This window comes from Streptomyces sp. NPDC091416, assembly GCF_044756845.1.
Classification (GTDB): domain Bacteria; phylum Actinomycetota; class Actinomycetes; order Streptomycetales; family Streptomycetaceae; genus Streptomyces.
On sequence record NZ_JBIVTU010000013.1, the window covers coordinates 168,803 to 186,498 of the forward strand.

At 69.4% G+C, this 17,696-nt stretch carries 15 protein-coding genes; 4 read left to right on the forward strand and 11 right to left on the reverse strand.

The genetic code is table 11. The features are described from left to right. Nucleotides 1-52 precede the first annotated feature (52 nt). Genes ACIQMX_RS32345 through ACIQMX_RS32355 form a run of 3 tightly spaced genes read left to right on the forward strand, consistent with a single transcriptional unit; the run spans nt 53 to nt 2,995 of the window. Nucleotides 53-1,030 carry an aldo/keto reductase gene (locus tag ACIQMX_RS32345; RefSeq protein WP_402483465.1) on the forward strand — a complete coding sequence of 326 codons (978 nt, stop codon included), beginning with the start codon at nt 53-55 and terminating at the stop codon, nt 1,028-1,030. Between the two features lie 47 nt (nt 1,031-1,077). Beyond that, a complete protein-coding gene (locus ACIQMX_RS32350; protein WP_402483468.1) occupies nt 1,078-2,106 on the forward strand; it encodes a zinc-binding dehydrogenase in 1,029 nt (342 codons plus the stop codon). A 37-nt stretch (nt 2,107-2,143) separates the two neighbouring features. After that, complete coding sequence (locus ACIQMX_RS32355) at nt 2,144-2,995, forward strand: aldo/keto reductase (protein ID WP_402483472.1); 852 nt, start codon at nt 2,144-2,146, stop codon at nt 2,993-2,995. Between the two features lie 201 nt (nt 2,996-3,196). Here the strand turns inward: ACIQMX_RS32355 and ACIQMX_RS32360 are convergent, their stop codons facing one another. The 6 genes from ACIQMX_RS32360 to ACIQMX_RS32385 all read right to left on the reverse strand — a co-directional run bounded on the left by ACIQMX_RS32360 (nt 3,197) and on the right by ACIQMX_RS32385 (nt 9,994). Beyond that, nucleotides 3,197-4,789 (reverse strand): cation acetate symporter, encoded by a 1,593-nt coding sequence (locus ACIQMX_RS32360; RefSeq protein ID WP_402483474.1) that lies wholly within the window; start codon nt 4,787-4,789, stop codon nt 3,197-3,199. Beyond that, on the reverse strand, nt 4,786-5,229 hold the full coding sequence (locus ACIQMX_RS32365; protein ID WP_402483610.1) for a DUF485 domain-containing protein: 444 nt from the start codon (nt 5,227-5,229) through the stop codon (nt 4,786-4,788). The genes ACIQMX_RS32360 and ACIQMX_RS32365 overlap by 4 nt, the downstream gene beginning before the upstream one ends. Before the next feature lie 131 nt (nt 5,230-5,360). Continuing rightward, entirely contained in the window at nt 5,361-6,038 is a 678-nt protein-coding gene (locus tag ACIQMX_RS32370) for a response regulator transcription factor (RefSeq protein WP_363075073.1), read from the reverse strand. Then, on the reverse strand, nt 6,035-7,201 hold the full coding sequence (locus ACIQMX_RS32375; RefSeq protein WP_402483477.1) for a sensor histidine kinase: 1,167 nt from the start codon (nt 7,199-7,201) through the stop codon (nt 6,035-6,037). The genes ACIQMX_RS32370 and ACIQMX_RS32375 overlap by 4 nt, the downstream gene beginning before the upstream one ends. Next, entirely contained in the window at nt 7,198-7,716 is a 519-nt protein-coding gene (locus tag ACIQMX_RS32380; protein WP_363075077.1) for a DUF1453 domain-containing protein, read from the reverse strand. The genes ACIQMX_RS32375 and ACIQMX_RS32380 overlap by 4 nt, the downstream gene beginning before the upstream one ends. Nucleotides 7,717-7,873: 157 nt before the next feature. After that, complete coding sequence (locus tag ACIQMX_RS32385; protein ID WP_363075079.1) at nt 7,874-9,994, reverse strand: DNA topoisomerase IV subunit B; 2,121 nt, start codon at nt 9,992-9,994, stop codon at nt 7,874-7,876. A gap of 435 nt (nt 9,995-10,429) precedes the next feature. Between ACIQMX_RS32385 and ACIQMX_RS32390 the strand changes: the two genes are divergently transcribed. Continuing rightward, a complete protein-coding gene (locus tag ACIQMX_RS32390; protein WP_024489001.1) occupies nt 10,430-10,663 on the forward strand; it encodes a hypothetical protein in 234 nt (77 codons plus the stop codon). 103 nt (nt 10,664-10,766) lie between these two features. Here the strand turns inward: ACIQMX_RS32390 and ACIQMX_RS32395 are convergent, their stop codons facing one another. The 5 genes from ACIQMX_RS32395 to ACIQMX_RS32415 form a co-directional block, all read right to left on the reverse strand. After that, complete coding sequence (locus ACIQMX_RS32395; protein WP_363075081.1) at nt 10,767-11,597, reverse strand: serine protease; 831 nt, start codon at nt 11,595-11,597, stop codon at nt 10,767-10,769. Nucleotides 11,598-11,731: 134 nt separating this feature from the next. Next, entirely contained in the window at nt 11,732-13,282 is a 1,551-nt protein-coding gene (locus tag ACIQMX_RS32400; RefSeq protein ID WP_328950813.1) for an RNA polymerase sigma factor, read from the reverse strand. Between the two features lie 323 nt (nt 13,283-13,605). Then, nucleotides 13,606-14,472 carry a FadR/GntR family transcriptional regulator gene (locus ACIQMX_RS32405; RefSeq protein WP_363075090.1) on the reverse strand — a complete coding sequence of 289 codons (867 nt, stop codon included), beginning with the start codon at nt 14,470-14,472 and terminating at the stop codon, nt 13,606-13,608. Between the two features lie 181 nt (nt 14,473-14,653). Continuing rightward, nucleotides 14,654-16,543 (reverse strand): ATP-binding cassette domain-containing protein, encoded by a 1,890-nt coding sequence (locus tag ACIQMX_RS32410; RefSeq protein WP_402483482.1) that lies wholly within the window; start codon nt 16,541-16,543, stop codon nt 14,654-14,656. A gap of 194 nt (nt 16,544-16,737) precedes the next feature. Further along, nucleotides 16,738-17,502, reverse strand: a complete 765-nt coding sequence (locus ACIQMX_RS32415) for an NUDIX domain-containing protein (protein ID WP_326657433.1) — start codon at nt 17,500-17,502, stop codon at nt 16,738-16,740. Nucleotides 17,503-17,696: the final 194 nt, after the last annotated feature.

Below are 17,696 nucleotides of genomic sequence, written 5' to 3' on the forward strand. Positions count from 1 at the left end.
GTCCGGACGACGATGAGGGTGCTGGGCGACGCCACGACACGAAGAGGGCGAGATGCGGTACATCAAGCTGCGTGACCTGGAGGTTTCCCGGATCGGTCTGGGCGCCATGGGCATGTCCCACGGCTACACCGGCTCCGGCACCGACGACGACGAGTCGATCAGGACCGTGCACCGGGCGCTGGACCTGGGCGTCACGCTCATCGACACCGCCGAGATCTACGGCCCCTACACCAACGAGGAGCTGCTCGGCCGCGCGCTGAAGGGCCGCCGGGAGCAGGTGGTACTGGCCACGAAGTTCGGCCTGGTCTCTCACGGCGGCGACGGCGCCTGGAACCTGGACTCCGGCCCCGCCAACATCCGCACCGCCGTAGAGGGCTCCCTGAAGCGGCTGGGCACCGACCACATCGACCTGTACTACCAGCACCGGGTCGACCCGAACACGCCGATCGAGGAGACCGCCGGTGCGGTCGCTGAGCTGATCGCTGAGGGCAAGGTGCGCGCGTTCGGCCTCTCGGAGGCCGGCCCGGACACGATCCGCCGTGCCCACGCCGTGCAGCCCGTCACCGCGGTCCAGTCCGAGTACTCCCTGTTCACCCGCGGTATCGAGGAGCGGGTCCTGCCGGTGCTGCGGGAGCTGAACATCGGGCTGGTGCCGTTCTCCCCGCTCGGCCGGGGCGTTCTGACCGGCACCGTGCGGTCCACCGACGAGTTCGACGAGAACGACTTCCGCCGCGGCAACCCGCGCTTCACCAGCGAGAACTTCCGGCGCAATCTGGCGATCGCCGACGAGGTCAAGGCCCTGGCGGACGAGGCCGGTGCCACGCCCGGCCAGGTGGCACTGGCCTGGCTGCTGGCCCAGGGCGACGACATCGCGCCGATCCCCGGCACCAAGCGCGTGGCGCGGGTCGAGGAGAACACCGCCGCCGACGCCGTCACCCTGACCACCGACCAGCTCGACCGGCTCACCGGCCTGCCGCCCGCCGCCGGCGCCACCCACACCGAGGCCCAGGCCCGGATGCTGGAGCGCTGACACTCTCGTCGCGTCCCCAGGGCCGCCCCCTGTTTGGAGCAACCCTCATGCGTGCAGCAGTCATGTACGGAGCCGGAGACGTCCGCGTCGAGGACCGGCCCGACCCCAAGATCGTCCAGCCCACCGACGCCGTGGTCCGCGTGGTCGCCTCCTGCGTCTGCGGCAGCGACCTGTGGCCCTATGCGTCCATGCCCGCCACCGGCACCGGCCGCCCCATGGGCCACGAGTTCCTCGGCGTCGTCGAGGAGACCGGCACGGACACGACCGGCCTGAAGGCGGGAGACCTCGTCGTCGCGCCGTTCACGTACAGCGACAACACCTGCGACTACTGCGCCAAGGGCCTGCACATCTCGTGTCGCAACGGCGGCCGGTACGGGTTCGACGGTGTCGACGGCGGGCAGGGCGAAGCCGTCCGTGTCCCGTACGCGGAAGGCACCCTTGTGAGACTGCCCGTGGCCCCGGACTCCGCGCTGCTTCCGTCCCTGCTGGCGCTGTCCGATGTGATGACGACCGGCCACCACGGCGCCGTCACCGCCGGCGTCGCCCGCGGCGACACGGTGCTCGTGGTGGGTGACGGCGCGGTCGGCCTGTGCGCGGTCATCGCCGCCGAACGGCTCGGCGCCGAACGGATCGTGCTCGCCGGCCGCCACACACCGCGCACCGACCTGGGCCGCCGCTTCGGCGCCACCGATGTCGTCGCCGCCCGCGGAGAGGAGGGCATTGCACGGATCCGAGAGCTGACCGGCGGCGTGGACAAGGTCATCGAGGCCGTCGGCACCCGTCCCGCCCTCGACACCGCGCTCGGCGCGGTCCGCGACGGCGGCACGATCAGCCGCCTCGGCGTCCCCCAGTACGAGCAGGGACCGATCGGACCGGCCCAGTTCATGCGCAACATCACCCTGACCGGCGGCGCCAGCCCCGCCCGCGCCTACGTCGAGCAGCTGCTGCCCGACGTCCTGGACGGCACCATCGCCCCCGGGCTCGTCTTCGATCAGACCTTCACCCTCGACCGGACGCCGGACGCCTACCGGGCCATGGCCGACCGCCAGGTACTCAAGGCCCTCATCCGCCCCTGAACCCGAACTCCTCCTGCACAGCGAAGGACTTCCCCTCATGCAGCACATGACCCTGAACAACGGCGTCGAAATGCCCCTGCTCGGCTTCGGCGTCTACCAGATCCCCGCCGAGGACACCGAACGCGCCGTCTCCGATGCGCTGGCCGCCGGCTACCGGCTCCTGGACACCGCCGCCGCCTACGGCAACGAGGAAGCCGTCGGCCGCGCCATCGCGTCCAGCGGTGTCCCGCGCGAAGACCTGTTCGTCACCACCAAACTGTGGGTCCAGGACGCGCCCGCCCAGGACAACACCCGCCGCGCCTTCGAGACGTCCCTGGCCGAGCTGGGCCTGGACCACCTCGACCTGTACCTGATGCACCAGCCCTTCGGCGACGTCTACGGCCAGTGGCGCGCCATGGAGGACCTCAACCGCGAGGGTCTCGCGAAGGCGATCGGTGTCGCCAACTTCTACCCCGACCGCCTGATCGACCTGATCGTCAACAACGAGATCACCCCGCAGGTCAATCAGATCGAGACCCACCCCTTCTTCCAGCGCGCCGACTACCAGGACCTCATGCGGGAGCATGGTGTGCAGATCCAGTCCTGGGGAGGCTTCGCCGAAGGCAGGAACGGCTTGTTCAGCCATCCTCTCCTCACCGAGATCGGCAAGGAACACGGCAAGTCGGTCGCACAGGTCGTGCTGCGCTGGCTGACCCAGCGTGGTGTCGTCGCCATCCCCAAGTCCGTACGCGCCGAGCGCATGGCGGAGAACATCGACGTCTTCGACTTCGAGCTCACCGAGGCGCAGATGACCCGGATCGCCACCCTCGACACCGGCAGCTCCCTGTTCTTCGACCACCACGACCCCGAGATCGTCACCTGGCTCGCCAAGCGCCGCCTCGACGCCTGAACTGCGTACCGCAAAAGGCCGGGCGACGGGTCCGGCGACCGGCCGGGGCGTCGGGTCCGGCGACCGGCGACCGGCCGGGGCGTCGGCTTGGTGAGGCCGGAGGCCCTGAGCCCCCGGTCCGGGCCGCCCGGACCGGCCGGTCAGGCCAGGCCCGGTCAGGTCAGGTCAGGTCAGGTCAGGTCAGGTCAGGGTCCGGCCCGGTCACACGGCGCCGGCTCCCGTCAGCGCACGCACCTCGGTCTCCGCGTGCTTGGCCTCGTCGGGCGGCTCGGTCGAGGTGACCGTGCCGATCCAGCCGGCGAGGAAGCCCAGCGGGATGGAGACGAGGCCGGGGTTCTCCAACGGGAAGAGCTGGAAGTCCACTCCGGGGAACAGAGAAGTGGGGCTGCCCGAGACGACCGGGGAGACCAGGACGAGCACAACGGCGGGAAGCAGACCGCCGTAGACCGACCAGACCGCCCCGCGCGTGGTGAACTTCCGCCAGAACAGCGAGAAGAGCAGTACCGGCAGGTTCGCCGACGCAGCGACCGCGAAGGCCAGGCCCACGAGGAAGGCCACGTTCAGGTCCTGGGCGAGCAGTCCCAGCCCGATGGCGGCCACCCCGATCCCGGCTGCGGCGACCCTGGCCACGGCGACCTCGCTGTACTGCCGGGCCCCCGGACGCCTGAGCGAGGCATAGAGGTCATGGGCGACCGAGGCGGACGAGGCGAGGGTGATACCGGCGACGACGGCGAGGATGGTCGCGAAGGCGACCGCGGCGACCACCGCGAACAGGATCGTTCCCCCTGCCGAGCCCTCGCCGCCGCCGAGGACCAGGGCAAGCAGCGGAACGGCCGTGTTCCCGGCGGGATTCGACTCCCGTACCTCGGCGGATCCGACCAGCGCCGCCGCTCCGAACCCGAGGACGATCGTCATCAGGTAGAAGCTGCCGATGAGGCCGATGGACCAGACGACGGACCGCCGGGCCGCACGGGCCGTGGGGACGGTGTAGAAGCGGGACAGGATGTGCGGAAGGCCCGCCGTGCCGAGCAGCAGGGCCAGCCCCAGGCTGATGAAGTCGACGCGCGCCGTCCAGCTTCCGCCGTAGCGCAGTCCGGGCGAGAGGAACGCCTTGCCGTTCCCGCTGCGGTCGGCAGCCGAGTTGAGCAACTCGTTGAAGTTTCCGTGGAAGTGGACCAGGACCAGCACGGTGAGCACCACCGTGCCCGCCATCAGCAGTACGGCCTTGACGATCTGGATCCACGTGGTGGCGCGCATGCCGCCGAGCGACACGTAGACCACCATGAGCGCCCCGACACCGATGACCGTCCACGACCGTGCGGCGCCGCTCGTCCCCCCGAGGAGCAGCGCGACAAGGCTGCCCGCTCCCACCATCTGCGCCACCAGGTAGAGCACGGAGACGGTCACGGACGATGTCCCCGCCGCGATCCGGACCGGGCGCTCCGCCATGCGGGCCGCCACCACGTCGGCCAGGGTGAACCGGCCGCAGTTGCGGACGAGTTCCGCCACGAGCAGCAGCACGACGAGCCACGCGACCAGGAAGCCGACCGAGTAGAGCATGCCGTCGTAGCCGTAGAGGGCAATCACCCCGGAAATGCCGAGGAACGACGCGGCGGACATGTAGTCGCCTGCGATGGCGAAACCGTTCTCCATGGGGGAGAACAGCCGGCCGCCCGCATAGAACTCCTCGGCCGACCCCTGCCGGTTGCGGCCGACCCAGGTCGTGATGCCGAGGGTGACGGCGACGAAAGCGCTGAACAGCAGGAGCGCCAGGGTCTGATGGTTCTCGCTCAACGTCCGATCCCCCGCGTCATCTCCTGGGTGTCCCAGCGAAGATCGAGCGCGGCCCGGTCTCTGCGCAGCCGCGCATGCCGTGCGTAAGCACCGGTGAGGAGGAACGTGGTGAGGAACTGCCCGAGTCCCGCGATCATGGCGACGTTGACCGCACCAGCCACCGGACGGGCCATCAGGCCGGGTGCGCTGACCGCCGTGACGACGTAGGCGAGGTACCAGGCGAGGAAGGCGAGGGTGGCGGGGACGACGAATCGCCGGTACCGGCGGCGCACTTCCTGGAAGGCCTCGCTGCGCTGCACCTCCAGGTAGATCTCCGCCGCGCTGGGACCGCGCCCGGGTGTGGTGGGGGCGGGGACCGCAACGGGTGCGAAGCTTCCCGTGCCGTCCAGATCCCCCCACCCGGAGGCCAGTGCGTCGTACCACGGGTCATCGAGCCGCATCCCTGCGGCCTCGCGCCCTGCTTCCTTCTCCACCGAACAACTCCCCTTGTCCACGGACCACTTCGGCCGCGTATCCAAGAATGGGCAGATCGGGAAGATCCCGGGCACTTCATTACCCGGACTTCACCTCTTCAGGTGAAGGTTGTCCCGGGCTGCTGTGCGATCCCTCGAACGTACGCATAGCGGACCGCCTGGGCCCGGTCGCGGAGCCCGGCCTTGGCGAACAGGTTGTTGATGTGGCTCTTCACGGTGGCCTGCGAGATGTGGAGGCTTCGGGCGATCTCCGCGTTGGACATCCCGTCGGCGATCAGGACGAGCACTTCGGCCTCACGGGGAGTCATCCCGTCGGGCAGCTCCGGCGCAGCACTCCCCGACCGTTGCAGTGGCCCCTCGGTGACCTGTTCCAGCAGGCGGCGCTGAATGGCGGGCGAGAGCCCCGCCTCTCCGGAGAGCACGGCCTGGACGGCCCGCACGATCTCGTCTCCCCCCGCGTCCTTCGTCAGGTATCCCCGGGCCCCCGCCCGGAGCGCCGGGAAGAGTGAGTCGTCGTCGTCGAAGGTCGTCAGCACCACGACCTGCGTGCCGGGAAAATTCGAGCGGATGCGGCGCGTCGCCTCCACTCCGTCGCAGCGGGGCATCCGCAGGTCCATCAGGACAACGTCCGGGGCGTGCTCGGCCACAAGGGCGACGGCCTCCTCCCCGTCCTTCGCCGATCCGACCACCTCGATCCCGGGCAGCAGCCCCAGCAGCATGACGATCCCCTCACGCACCACCGACTGATCGTCGGCGACCACCACCCGCGCGGTCACGCGGGCACTCGCAGACTCACCACGAACCCCTCCTCACCGGGACCGGCCTCCAGACTGCCGCCGAGCAGCTCGGCCCGCTCCCTCATCCCCAGCAGACCGTAGCCGGAGCCACTGACAGCGAGCTCTCCCCCGGCGCCCTCCCGGCCCGAATCACTGACTTCCAGCGCAACGGCGTCCGGCTGATACTCCAGCCTGATCAGCACGCTGGCCCCCGGCGCGTGCTTGCGCACATTGGTGAGTGCCTCCTGCGCCACGCGCCGGACCGTCTGCGAGGCCTCGGCGGCGAGCGTCCGCCGCTCACCCTCCACCCTGACCTCGACCGGCTCGGCCGCCACCAGCTGCCGCAGGAAGTCCTCCACGGGCGCCACCTCCCCGCGCAGGGCGGAGAGGGCCTGACGAGTCTCCGCAAGCCCTTCACGGGCCATGGAGCGGGCACCGACCACCCGCTGCAGGACCTCGTCCCGGAACTCCCCGGCCGGCTCCCTCTCGATGAGCAGCCGCGCCGCCTCCAGGTGCACCAACTGGGCGGAGAGGCTGTGTGCGAGCACGTCATGGATCTCCCGGGCGATCCTGGACCGCTCGTCCAGCGCCGCCGTCTCGGCCTCAGCCACCCGTGCTGCCCGTTCCTGTGCCAGAAGGCGCTGCTCGCTTCCACGGGCCTCGGCATCCAGGCGCAGGACGTACCCCGCCAGGCAGAGCCCGGCCGTGGTCACGGCCGTGGTCAGCCAGTCATCGGTGTTCACCAGGGCGTAAGCGATGAGCGCCACCGCCGTGGACGGGACGCCTGCACACAGTGGAAGTCGCTCCATTGCGGTGACGGCGCAGCCGCACCAGAGCACCGTCGCGGGTACCTCGGCCCCCACCTGCTGCGCCCCGAACGCCGCAAGCATCAGCAGGAACAGCAGGCCGAGCGAGGGCCACAGGCGGTTCTCCAGACTGGCCCGGAAGAAGGCCACGGCGACTGCGGCGCATCCTGCCACTCCGACGACGCCGGCCACGATCTCCCACGGGCCGAACGGTCCATCCGTGAAAGTCCCCCAGAGCATCAGGGTGATCAGCCCGGCCGTCCGCACCAACCGGCTGATGACGGTCCGCGACCGGGTACGGGTTTCCCGCGCGAGCGCTTCCTTCGATGGCCAGCTCGTCCAGGCGGCGGCTGTCACACAGGGTCCTTCCGCGTCGGCCGGAAGCTCACGCCCGCGGCAGATCCATGGCAGGGCTCCGGTATCTCCGCGGCCCGGCGGGCCAGGATGCCACTGCGCGCCAGCAAGGTGACCGCGAGAGCCATCATCAGGGCGGCCGTGCCCTGATGTATGCCCATGGCCGCGGCAAGCCCGTACAAGCCCGCTCGCAGCGTCAGGCCTGCGCACCAGACGCAAACGGTCGCCTTGGTGCCCATGGCCCAGAGTGTCCCGTCCTCGGCGCGCCGGAGCCGGGTGGTCCATGCCCAGCCTGCACCGGTGACCAGGCCCACGGTCAGTTCGGCGCCGAGAACGAGGACGGACAGCGCTTCATGGCGCGGATCCACGAGTCCGGGCTCGCGAAGGGCCAGGACCAGCAGTATCCCCGGCAGGACCCACCAGCGGCGGTCGCCGGAGATCCGCTGCGCCGAGCACTGGCGCACCACGACGAGAGCGATGACCGCGATGATCACCAGAACGTTGACGAGCCCGGGCATGGGCGCCTCCGAGTTGCGGGAAGTGCTGACACTCCGACGCTACGGAAACAGCCCGCTCGGCAGATCGGCCGAGGGGTGGATCACGGGTGGAGTCGTTGTCTCCACCCGTGGGTGGAGACAACGGCTCGATCCGGCGGCATGCCGGGGAAAGGCTGCCTCAGACGTCGATGCGCGAACGGTCCAGCGTGGCCGCCGAGCTCGTGATGAACTCCTTGCGGGGCGCCACCTCGTTGCCCATCAGCAGGTCGAAGACCTTCTCCGACGATTCCAGGTCACCGATGTTGATCCGCCGCAGCGTGCGGTGGCGCGGGTCCATCGTCGTCTCCGCCAACTGGTCGGCGTCCATCTCGCCCAGACCCTTGTAGCGCTGGATCGAGTCCTTGTACCGGACGTTCTTCCGCTGGAGCTCCAGCAGCCGCTGGCGCAGCTCGTTGTCCGAGTACGTGTAGATGTACTTGTCCTGCCCCTTCTTCGGCTGGACCAGCTCGATCCGGTGCAGCGGAGGCACCGCCGCGAAGACCCGTCCCGCCTCGACCATGGGCCGCATGTACCGCTGGAAGAGCGTCAGCAGCAGGATGCGGATATGGGCACCGTCCACATCGGCGTCGACCAGCAGCACGATCTTGCCGTAGCGGGCGGCGTCGATGTCGAAGGTCCGTCCGGACCCCGCTCCTATGACCTGGATGATCGCCCCGCACTCGGCGTTCTTCAGCATGTCGGAGACGGATGCCTTCTGGACGTTGAGGATCTTCCCGCGGATCGGCAGCAGCGCCTGGAACTCGCTGTTCCGCGCCAGCTTGGCGGTGCCGAGCGCGGAGTCGCCCTCCACGATGAACAGCTCGCTGCGCTCCACGTCGTCACTGCGGCAGTCGGCGAGCTTGGCCGGCAGCGAGGAGGACTCCAGGGCCGTCTTGCGACGCTGCGCATCCTTGTGCTGGCGGGCAGCGATCCGGGTGCGGGCGGCTGCCACCGCCTTCTCCAGGACGGCCCTGGCCTGGGCCTTCGCGTCCCGCTTGGTGGACGTCAGGAACGTCTTGAGCTCCTTGGCCACGACGTTGGCGACGATGCGGTTGGCCGCGGAGGTGCCCAGCACCTCCTTGGTCTGTCCCTCGAACTGCGGTTCCGCCAGCCGTACGGTCACGACGGCGGTGAGGCCCTCCAGCGCGTCGTCCTTGACGATGTCGTCCTCGGCGACACGCAGCATCTTCGCGGACCGGAGCACCTCGTTGACCGTCTTGGTCACCGAGCGTTCGAAACCGGACACATGGGTGCCGCCCTTGGGGGTGGCGATGATGTTGACGAAGGACTTGACGACGGTGTCGTAGCCGGTGCCCCAGCGCAGCGCGATGTCCACGCCGAGCTCGCGGGTGACCTCCGTCGGGATCATGTGACCCCGCTCGTCCAGGACCGGCACGGTCTCCTTGAAGCTTCCCTGCCCCGTCAGCCGCTGAACGTCGCACACCGCCTTGTCCTGCGCCAGGTACTCGCAGAACTCGCTGATGCCGCCGTCGTAGTGGAAGGTCTCCACGCTGGCGGGCGCGCCGTCGATCCCTCGCTCGTCGCGGACGACGAGAGTGAGGCCGGGCACCAGGAACGCCGTCTGACGTGCGCGCTGGTACAGCGTGTCCAGGTTGAGCTTGGCTTCCTTCAGGAAGATCTGCCGGTCGGCCCAGTACCTCGTGCGCGTGCCGGTACGGGCCTTCGGGATCCGCTTGGTCTTGCGGAGCCCGTTGGCGGGATCGAACGGGCTCTCCGCCCCCTGCTCCGTGAAGATGCCGGGAACGCCGCGGCGGAAGCTGATCGAGTGGGTCGAGCCGTTGCGGTCGACCTCGACGTCCAGCCGCGCGGAGAGCGCGTTGACGACGGAGGCACCCACACCGTGCAGACCGCCCGACGCGGCGTAGGAGCCGCCTCCGAACTTTCCGCCCGCGTGCAGCTTCGTCATCACGACCTCGACGCCGGAGAGCCCCGTCTTGGGCTCGACGTCGACCGGGATGCCGCGCCCGTTGTCACGGACCTCGACGGAGGCGTCCTCGTGCAGGATCACCTCGATGTGGTCACCGTAACCGCCCAGGGCCTCGTCGACGGAGTTGTCGATGATCTCCCAGAGGCAGTGCATGAGGCCGCGGCTGTCGGTGGACCCGATGTACATGCCGGGGCGCTTGCGAACCGCTTCCAGCCCCTCGAGTACGAGCAGGTGCCGCGCGGTGTAGTTGGAACCGTCTCGGTCTGCTCCGGTCAGCAGCGCAGTGGACGGCACGGACGTATCGGCGGTCACGCGGTTCGCTCCTCGCTGAATTTCATTTGGGGCCCAGTGGGTAACGGGCTCGGCTTCGGTCGCCGCTGAGAGGGTACCGAGGCCTGGTAGAGCGGTTGTCACGCCACCCTCGGAGAACGCTCACACTAGTCCAGCCTCGCATACACGTTCGATCCCTCCTTCAGGTGACGTGCACATCACGTTCCCTTCCAGGCATGAACCATTTAGGCTCCGGGCACGTCCTCATGAACAAACCGGCAAGCCGGCCGGTGGGACCGACCGAAGACAAGCAACGCGAAACCGTAGCGCCACGCAATACGGCACATTCGCCGCGAACCGGCAACAGACAGCCATCCTGAGAAGAAGTTTCGAAGAAATGCCACGAGCGGGAACGTTTTCGGCCTGGTTGGATGTTGACCCTGGTACGACAGCTCGTCGAGCTAGAGAAGAGGCGACGTGACTACTGTTCTGACCCCCGCGAGCCCGCTGACCGCAGCAGACCGCTGTGACCGTTGCGGCGCCCAGGCATACCTGCGCGTCGTCCTGATCAGCGGCGGTGAACTGCTCTTCTGCGCCCACCACGGTCGCAAGTTCGAGCCGGAACTCAAGAAGATCGCCGCGGAAATACAGGATGAGACGGACCGACTGACGGCCGTGCAGGCCCAAGCCGCCGAAGAGGAACAACACTGACACCTCGCATCCACGACGAGCCAGGGGCCGGTTCCGCACCGGCCGACGGGCGGCTCCCCGACCGGGGAGCCGCCCGTTCTCGCACCCGCCCGGACCGCACCGGTCAGGCGGCGCCCTCCATCCACTCGATGGCGGCGGAGACCCGCGTGTAGACACCCGGGCTGCCCGGAAGTCCACAGCCGTTCCCCCAGGACACCAGGCCGACCAGCTTCCCCTGGGCCACCAGAGGCCCTCCGCTGTCCCCCTGGCAGGCGTCGTAGCCGCCCTGGGGTTCTCCCGCGCAGAGCATCGCGGAGGCGTCATAGGTGCCGTTACGGCCTCCGGAGTAGGCCTGTTCGCACGAGCTGTCCGGGAGCACGCTCACCTTCGCCGACCTGAGCGACGACGCGTAGTCGCCGTTGCCGGTCGTATCGCCCCAGCCGTAGACCACCGCGGGAGTATCCGCGTCGTACGCGGAGTCACCGGCTGCGGCCATGGGGATCACGCTCTGTTCGGGCAACGCCTCGGCGAGAGTGAGCACGGCGACGTCCCCGCTGTTGGTGGCCGCGTCGAAACCGGGATTGACCCAGGTTCCGCTCACCGCTATCTCCTTGCCGCCGGTGCCGTTCAGTTCGTCCCGGCCCGAGATGATCCGCAGATCGCGCACCTCGCCGACATCGACACCCAGCGCCTCCCGGCTCAGGCAGTGCGCGGCCGTCAGCGCCTTCTTCGGCCCAACCACGACGGCCCCGCAGAACTGACCGGCTCGCGTACCACCGAACCGGTCACGGCTGGAGAGCGCCACCACCCACGGACTGTCCTTGACGTGAGCGGGCTGGCCGCCGATGACGATGCTGTCGGCGACCGCCTGGGCAGGTGAGACGAGCGGTATCACGGCCGTTGCGGCAGCGAGGGCGAGTGCCCCTGTCATGGTGCGGACGACGGTACGAGACATGCGTGCTCCTGACTCTGTGATGGACTATGCCTACCCAGAGTCATTCCGCCGGCCGCAACCCGCACCCGCACAGAACCGAGGGCCCGGATCCCCCTGGGGGATCCGGGCCCTCGGCCACTGCCTGACTGAGCGACCTAGTCGAGATAGTCGCGCAGGACCTGAGAACGGGACGGGTGACGCAGCTTGGACATCGTCTTGGACTCGATCTGACGGATGCGCTCACGCGTCACGCCGTAGACCTTGCCGATCTCGTCCAGCGTCTTCGGCTGCCCGTCGGTGAGGCCGAAGCGCATGGAGACCACGCCCGCCTCACGCTCGGACAGCGTGTCCAGCACCGAGTGCAGCTGCTCCTGGAGGAGCGTGAAGCTGACCGCGTCGGCCGGAACGACCGCCTCGGAGTCCTCGATCAGGTCACCGAACTCGCTGTCCCCGTCCTCACCCAGCGGGGTGTGGAGGGAGATCGGCTCGCGGCCGTACTTCTGGACCTCGATGACCTTCTCGGGGGTCATGTCGAGCTCCTTGGCCAGCTCCTCCGGGGTGGGCTCACGGCCCAGGTCCTGGAGCATCTGGCGCTGCACGCGCGCGAGCTTGTTGATGACCTCGACCATGTGCACCGGGATACGGATGGTGCGGGCCTGGTCGGCCATGGCGCGGGTGATCGCCTGACGGATCCACCAGGTGGCGTACGTGGAGAACTTGTAGCCCTTGGTGTAGTCGAACTTCTCGACGGCACGGATCAGACCCAGGTTGCCTTCCTGGATCAGGTCCAGGAAGAGCATGCCTCGGCCGGTGTAACGCTTTGCCAGCGAGACCACGAGACGGAGGTTGGCCTCCAGCAGGTGGTTCTTGGCGCGGCGGCCGTCCTCGGCGATGATCTCCAGCTCGCGCTTGAGCTTGGGAGCGAGCTTGTCGGAGTTCGCCAGCTTGTCCTCGGCGAACAGACCCGCCTCGATACGCTTGGCGAGCTCGACCTCCTGCTCGGCGTTGAGGAGCGGGACCTTGCCGATCTGCTTCAGGTAGTCCTTGACCGGGTCGGCCGTGGCGCCGGCGACGGCGACCTGCTGCGCAGGTGCGTCGTCCTCGTCGTCGTCGGAGAGGACGAAGCCCTTGTTCTCGCCCTCGCCCTCCTCTTCCTCGCCCTTGCCGGCCTTGACTTCCTCGGCTGCGTCATCGCCGTCGAGGATTTCGTCGTCCTGCTTGCCGGCCTTCTTGGACGCGGTCTTCTTCGCCGCCGTCTTCTTCACGGCGGTCTTCTTGGCAGCCGTCTTCTTGGCTGCCGCCTTCTTCGCGGGTGCGGCCGCAGCGGCGTCATCGGCCACCGCGTCCACGGTCTCGGCCGACGCGGCGGCGGTGGCCGCGACGGTCCGCGTCACGGTCGTCTTTGCCGCGACGGTCTTGGTGGCGGTGCGCTTGACCGGGCTCTTCGCTGCGACGCTGCTCTTGCGGGCGCGCTTCGACGGCTCCGCGGCACTGACCATCAGCGTCACACCCTCTTCCTCGAGGATCTGGTTGAGGCTGCGCAGAACGTTCTTCCACTGGGTTGGCGGAATCTGGTCAGCCTCGAAGGCCCGACGCACGTCATCGCCGGCGATCTGCCCATCAGCCTTTCCCCGCTCGATGAGCGCCATGACAGATTCGGACTCGGCGATCTCCGGCGGGAGCGTACGGGATGTGCTGGCCGACACGAACAACCTCTCGGAACGATGGAAACGGCTTCCGGCCCTGCCCTGAGAGGGCTGGTACCGACGACCGTCGGGCTGGGAATGTACCGACGGCGCGGGCTAGGCCTCAGAACTGCACAGCGCACTGAACGGCTGCTGTATTCCTTCCGCGGCGGTCACCTCTTAAGTCATCGCGCTGTTTCGAGGAGTGTTACGCCCAATCCGCGTGGCCCGAGTCACACCTCATTTGCGACGAACGAGACCAGGGGCGACATCTCTCCACAATTGTGCCGCCGGACCGCGAGGGTCCGACGACACATGGCCCGTACACCCTGACTGTGCCGCCGTCAGTGCTCGCGTTCGCGCGGCGCCGGCACCACTCGTTCCACCTGGACCACGAGCAGCTGACGCATGGCCGCTTCGGCGCCTGCGGCGTCCCCGGTCGCCAGGGCGTCGACGATGCGGGCGTGGTGGCCGAGCGATGCCTCGTTGGGCCGGTCGCAGCCCGTGACCGGCCCTCCCGAGACCTGGAGCGCGGCCGACACGATGCCGGAGAGGTGCTCCAGCATGCGGTTTCCCGCGGCCTGGATGAGCAAGGAGTGGAACTCCGCATCGGCACGGGCGCACGTGATCACGTCTCCCTGCCCGAGCGAGTGCCCCATGATCTCGACCATGTCCCCGAGCCTCTGCTGAAGGTCGTCACGCTTGTGACCGGCGGCCAGTCGGGCGGCAAGGGGCTCGATCGTCCACCGGAGCTCACCCAGTTCGCGACGCTGATCGTCACGCTGCGGACCGAACGCGCGCCATTCGATGATGTCGGGGTCGAGCAGATTCCAGTCACTGACCGGCCGCACCCGGGTGCCCACGTTGGGCCGGGCGCTGACCAGGCCCTTCGCCTCCAGCACGCGCAGAGACTCCCGGACAACGGTGCGGGAGACCTCGAATCGCTGGCCGATCTCCTCCGGCACCAGCGGCCGGTCCGCGCCGAGGTCGCCGGAAACGATCATCTGACCCAGCTGCTGAACAAGTTGGCCGTGCAGGCCTCGGCCCCGGCTGGCCGATCCTCGCCGGCCCACACGGCCGAGTTCGGAATCGGGGTCCCCCCAGGACCGGGCGGCGGCACGCTCGCCGGCCGGCGCATCCGCATGGGTGTATCGGTCAAGTTCGCCCGGGCCGGCAAGGCCGGTGTCGGCGGCGCGGGCGGCGGTCATCATGGTGTGCGAAAGGGTACTCACGCATCCTTTGTCGGCGCCGCTCAGCCGCCCCTTGAGGTCTTTGGTGAAAAGCACACGAAAGGGTGATCGGCACTCACCTCCCAATTGACGCCTTAGTGGTATAAAACGGGCACTTTCAATGGAGTTGTGGATCTTGGCAGCTTCAGATTCCCTTCGCCGATCACCAACGCACTCTGCCGCGAAGGCTCGTGAACAGATACGCGCAGACAAGGACCGACAACGACAGGGTCAGCGCGGTCCCCACCGGGTGTGCCACGACCTTCACCAGGCCCAGCACCCACCGGTCCGCCTCATGCGGCCACTGCAGCCAGGCCAGTTCCCTGAGACGGCCCAGAAGTCCGCTCGTCGAACGGGCGGTCGGCGCCTTCGGCACTGCCTCGATGAGCGGAACCATCAGCACGGGAACGGCGAGTACGGCGGCCACACCCGCCGCCGTCACACGGAAGATTCCGGCGGCCAGCAGCCCCGCCCAGGCGCAGCCGACCATCAGCCCCGACCAACTCAAGGCCAGCGGAATCGCATTCGAAGGCACCTGGACCAAGTCCTCGCCGTACACGAGGCGGAGAGATTCGCCCGAGACCAGGACGACGAGCAACGCCAGCGACAGCGCGACACCCGCCGAGACGGCCAGTTTGGCGAGCAGCAGCCCGAGTCTGCGCGGGACGCCGCCGCGGCCCGCGGCGAGCGCGGGGTAGCGGAACTCATCACCGAAGGAGAGGGCGCCGAGCAGACCTGCCCCGAGCGCGGCAGGCGGCAGCGGCAGCAGAGAAGGCCAGGCGACCAGTACGTGCGGCAGCGGGGCGCGACCGTTACGGGCAAGCACCACGGACACCACAGCCGAGGCGACAAGGGTGACGGCGACGATCAGGGTCGTCGTCCTGACGCCGAAGAGGCGGCGCAGCTCGTATCGCAACGGGCGCAACGGTCCGCGGGCCGGGCGCCGCCTGATCCGCGGCGGCAACTGCGCCCTGCCCGGCGCCGCGGCCGGCTCGGGGCCGTCCGCGGAGCGCCCGGCAGCGGTGGCGAGCGCGACGGCCTCGGGGGCGGGTCCGGCATCCACGGCAGCGCCGCTGCCGTCGCCGCGAAGGCCCTCGCCGCGGGCGCCGTCGACTCGGAGGGCGTTGCCGCCGGGACCGCCGCCGAGGCGGCCGTTGTCGGGAGGGCCGGATGCCGGGCCGGTGTCGCCCACCTCGTCGGCGAGCTGATGGACGGGAAGTCCGTGGCGGAATGCCGTGTCTCCGATCTCCGCACAGCTGCTGCCGTAGACGGAGAGCCGGCTGCTGCTCGCCTCCGTAACGACTTCGACGGAACGCCGGGCGGCACGGGCCTCTCGGCTGACGATCGCGGCAAGGCGGGCAGCGTGCGGGGAACGGACCGCGACGCGAGGGCGCAGCCGGGTACGGGAGAACTCCGCGGCTTCCTGGTCGGCGACGAGACGTCCCGCGTCGATGGTCACCACATGACCGGCCGACCGCGCGGCCTCCTTGGGGTCCTGCGTGGTGAACAGGACCGTTCCGCCTCTGTCCGCATGGGACCTGAGCATCCCGTGCACCCATTCCGCTTCCCTCGCACCCAGGCCCTCCGCAGGTTCGTCGAGGATCAGCGTGTGCGGGTCGGCGAGCAGCGCCGAGGCGAGAGCCAGCCTGCGGTCCATGCCCCGGGAGAGCGTGCCGATGCGCTGGTCCCCCAGCCCGACGAGACCGACGGCGTCCAGCACGTCGTCGGCCCGGGACGCGGGGACCCCCGCAGCGGCGCAGAGCATGCGGAGTTGCCCGCGGACCGTGCGGGCAGGGTGCCCCGGCACGTCCCCGATCAGCACACCCACCTCACGGGCCGGATGAGCCACGCGATGCAGCGGTCTGCCCCGGAAGTACGTGACGCCGCGCCCCGGCTCGAGCTCGAGCATCAGGCGCAGGGCCGAGGTCTTGCCTGATCCGGGTGGACCAAGCAGCGCGGTCACGCTGCCGGATCCCGCTTCGAACGTGAGGTCATCCACGGCGGGCGGAAGTCCGCGGTGGCGGGCGCTGGTGAGTCCGATGGCCTGGAGCATCGCTTCTCTCGCAGGAGGTGAGGCCGCTCGACGGCAGAGGTATCGCAGCACGATAACCCGACATATCGGACTTTTCACTCAAGGCTCGGCCCACGGCGTTCCCACCGGCCCCCGCCTACGGAGAACTACGGGGCACGCGGAAAACCACAGGGTCCTGCGCGGGGCCGCACCAGGGCCGAACCGAACCTTTCGGGTCAGACCTCGGGCCGCAACATCGGCGGGTTCAGCACCGTGGCCGAACCCGACCGGAACAGCTGGGCGGGACGGCCGCCCTGCCTGGTGGTCGTACCGCCGGCCGGCACCAGGAAGCCGGGCGTGCCCGTCACCTTGCGATGGAAGTTCCTCGGATCGAGCACCACGCCCCACACCGCTTCGTACACCCGGCGCAGCTCACCGACGGTAAAGGTGGGCGGGCAGAACGCGGTGGCCAGGGAGGAGTACTCGATCTTGGAGCGGGCCCGCTCCACGCCGTCGGCCAGGATGCGGGCATGATCGAAGGCCAGCGGTGCCTGACTCTCCCCGTCCCGCCCGTAGCCCCCCTCGGGCCCGAGCAGGTCCTCGACCGGCGCCCAGCGGGCGCTGTTCGCATCACCGCCTGCCCGCGGTGCGGGCAGATCAGGGGCCAGCGCCAGGTGCGCGACGCTGACGACCCTCATACGCGGATCGCGCGCAGGATCGCCGTATGTGGCGAGCTGTTCGAGATGAGCCCCATTGCCGACCGCCGGGGTCGCCGGGTCGTGCGCACACAGCCCGGTCTCCTCGACGAGCTCGCGTGCCGCCGCGGCACCGAGATCCTCGTCCGCCCTGACGAACCCGCCGGGCAGCGCCCATCTGCCCTGGAACGGCGTCTCACCTCGGCGTACCACCAAGGCACAGAGCGCGTGACGACGCACCGTGAGCACGACCAGGTCGACGGTGACAGCGAAGGGCGGGAAGGTCGACGGGTCGTAGGGCGGCATGCCGTGATCATAGTCGTCTGCCTGACGATAAACACTCCCTTCGCGACGCTCTTCACCGGTCACGGCGTCCGGCGGACCGGCGGTGGGGGGGGGGGGGGGGGGGCCCCCCCCCCCCCCCCACCCGCCCCCCGCCCCCCCCCCCCCCCCCCACAGAGGCGACCCCCCCGCGGGGGGGTCGCCCGGCGCCAACCACG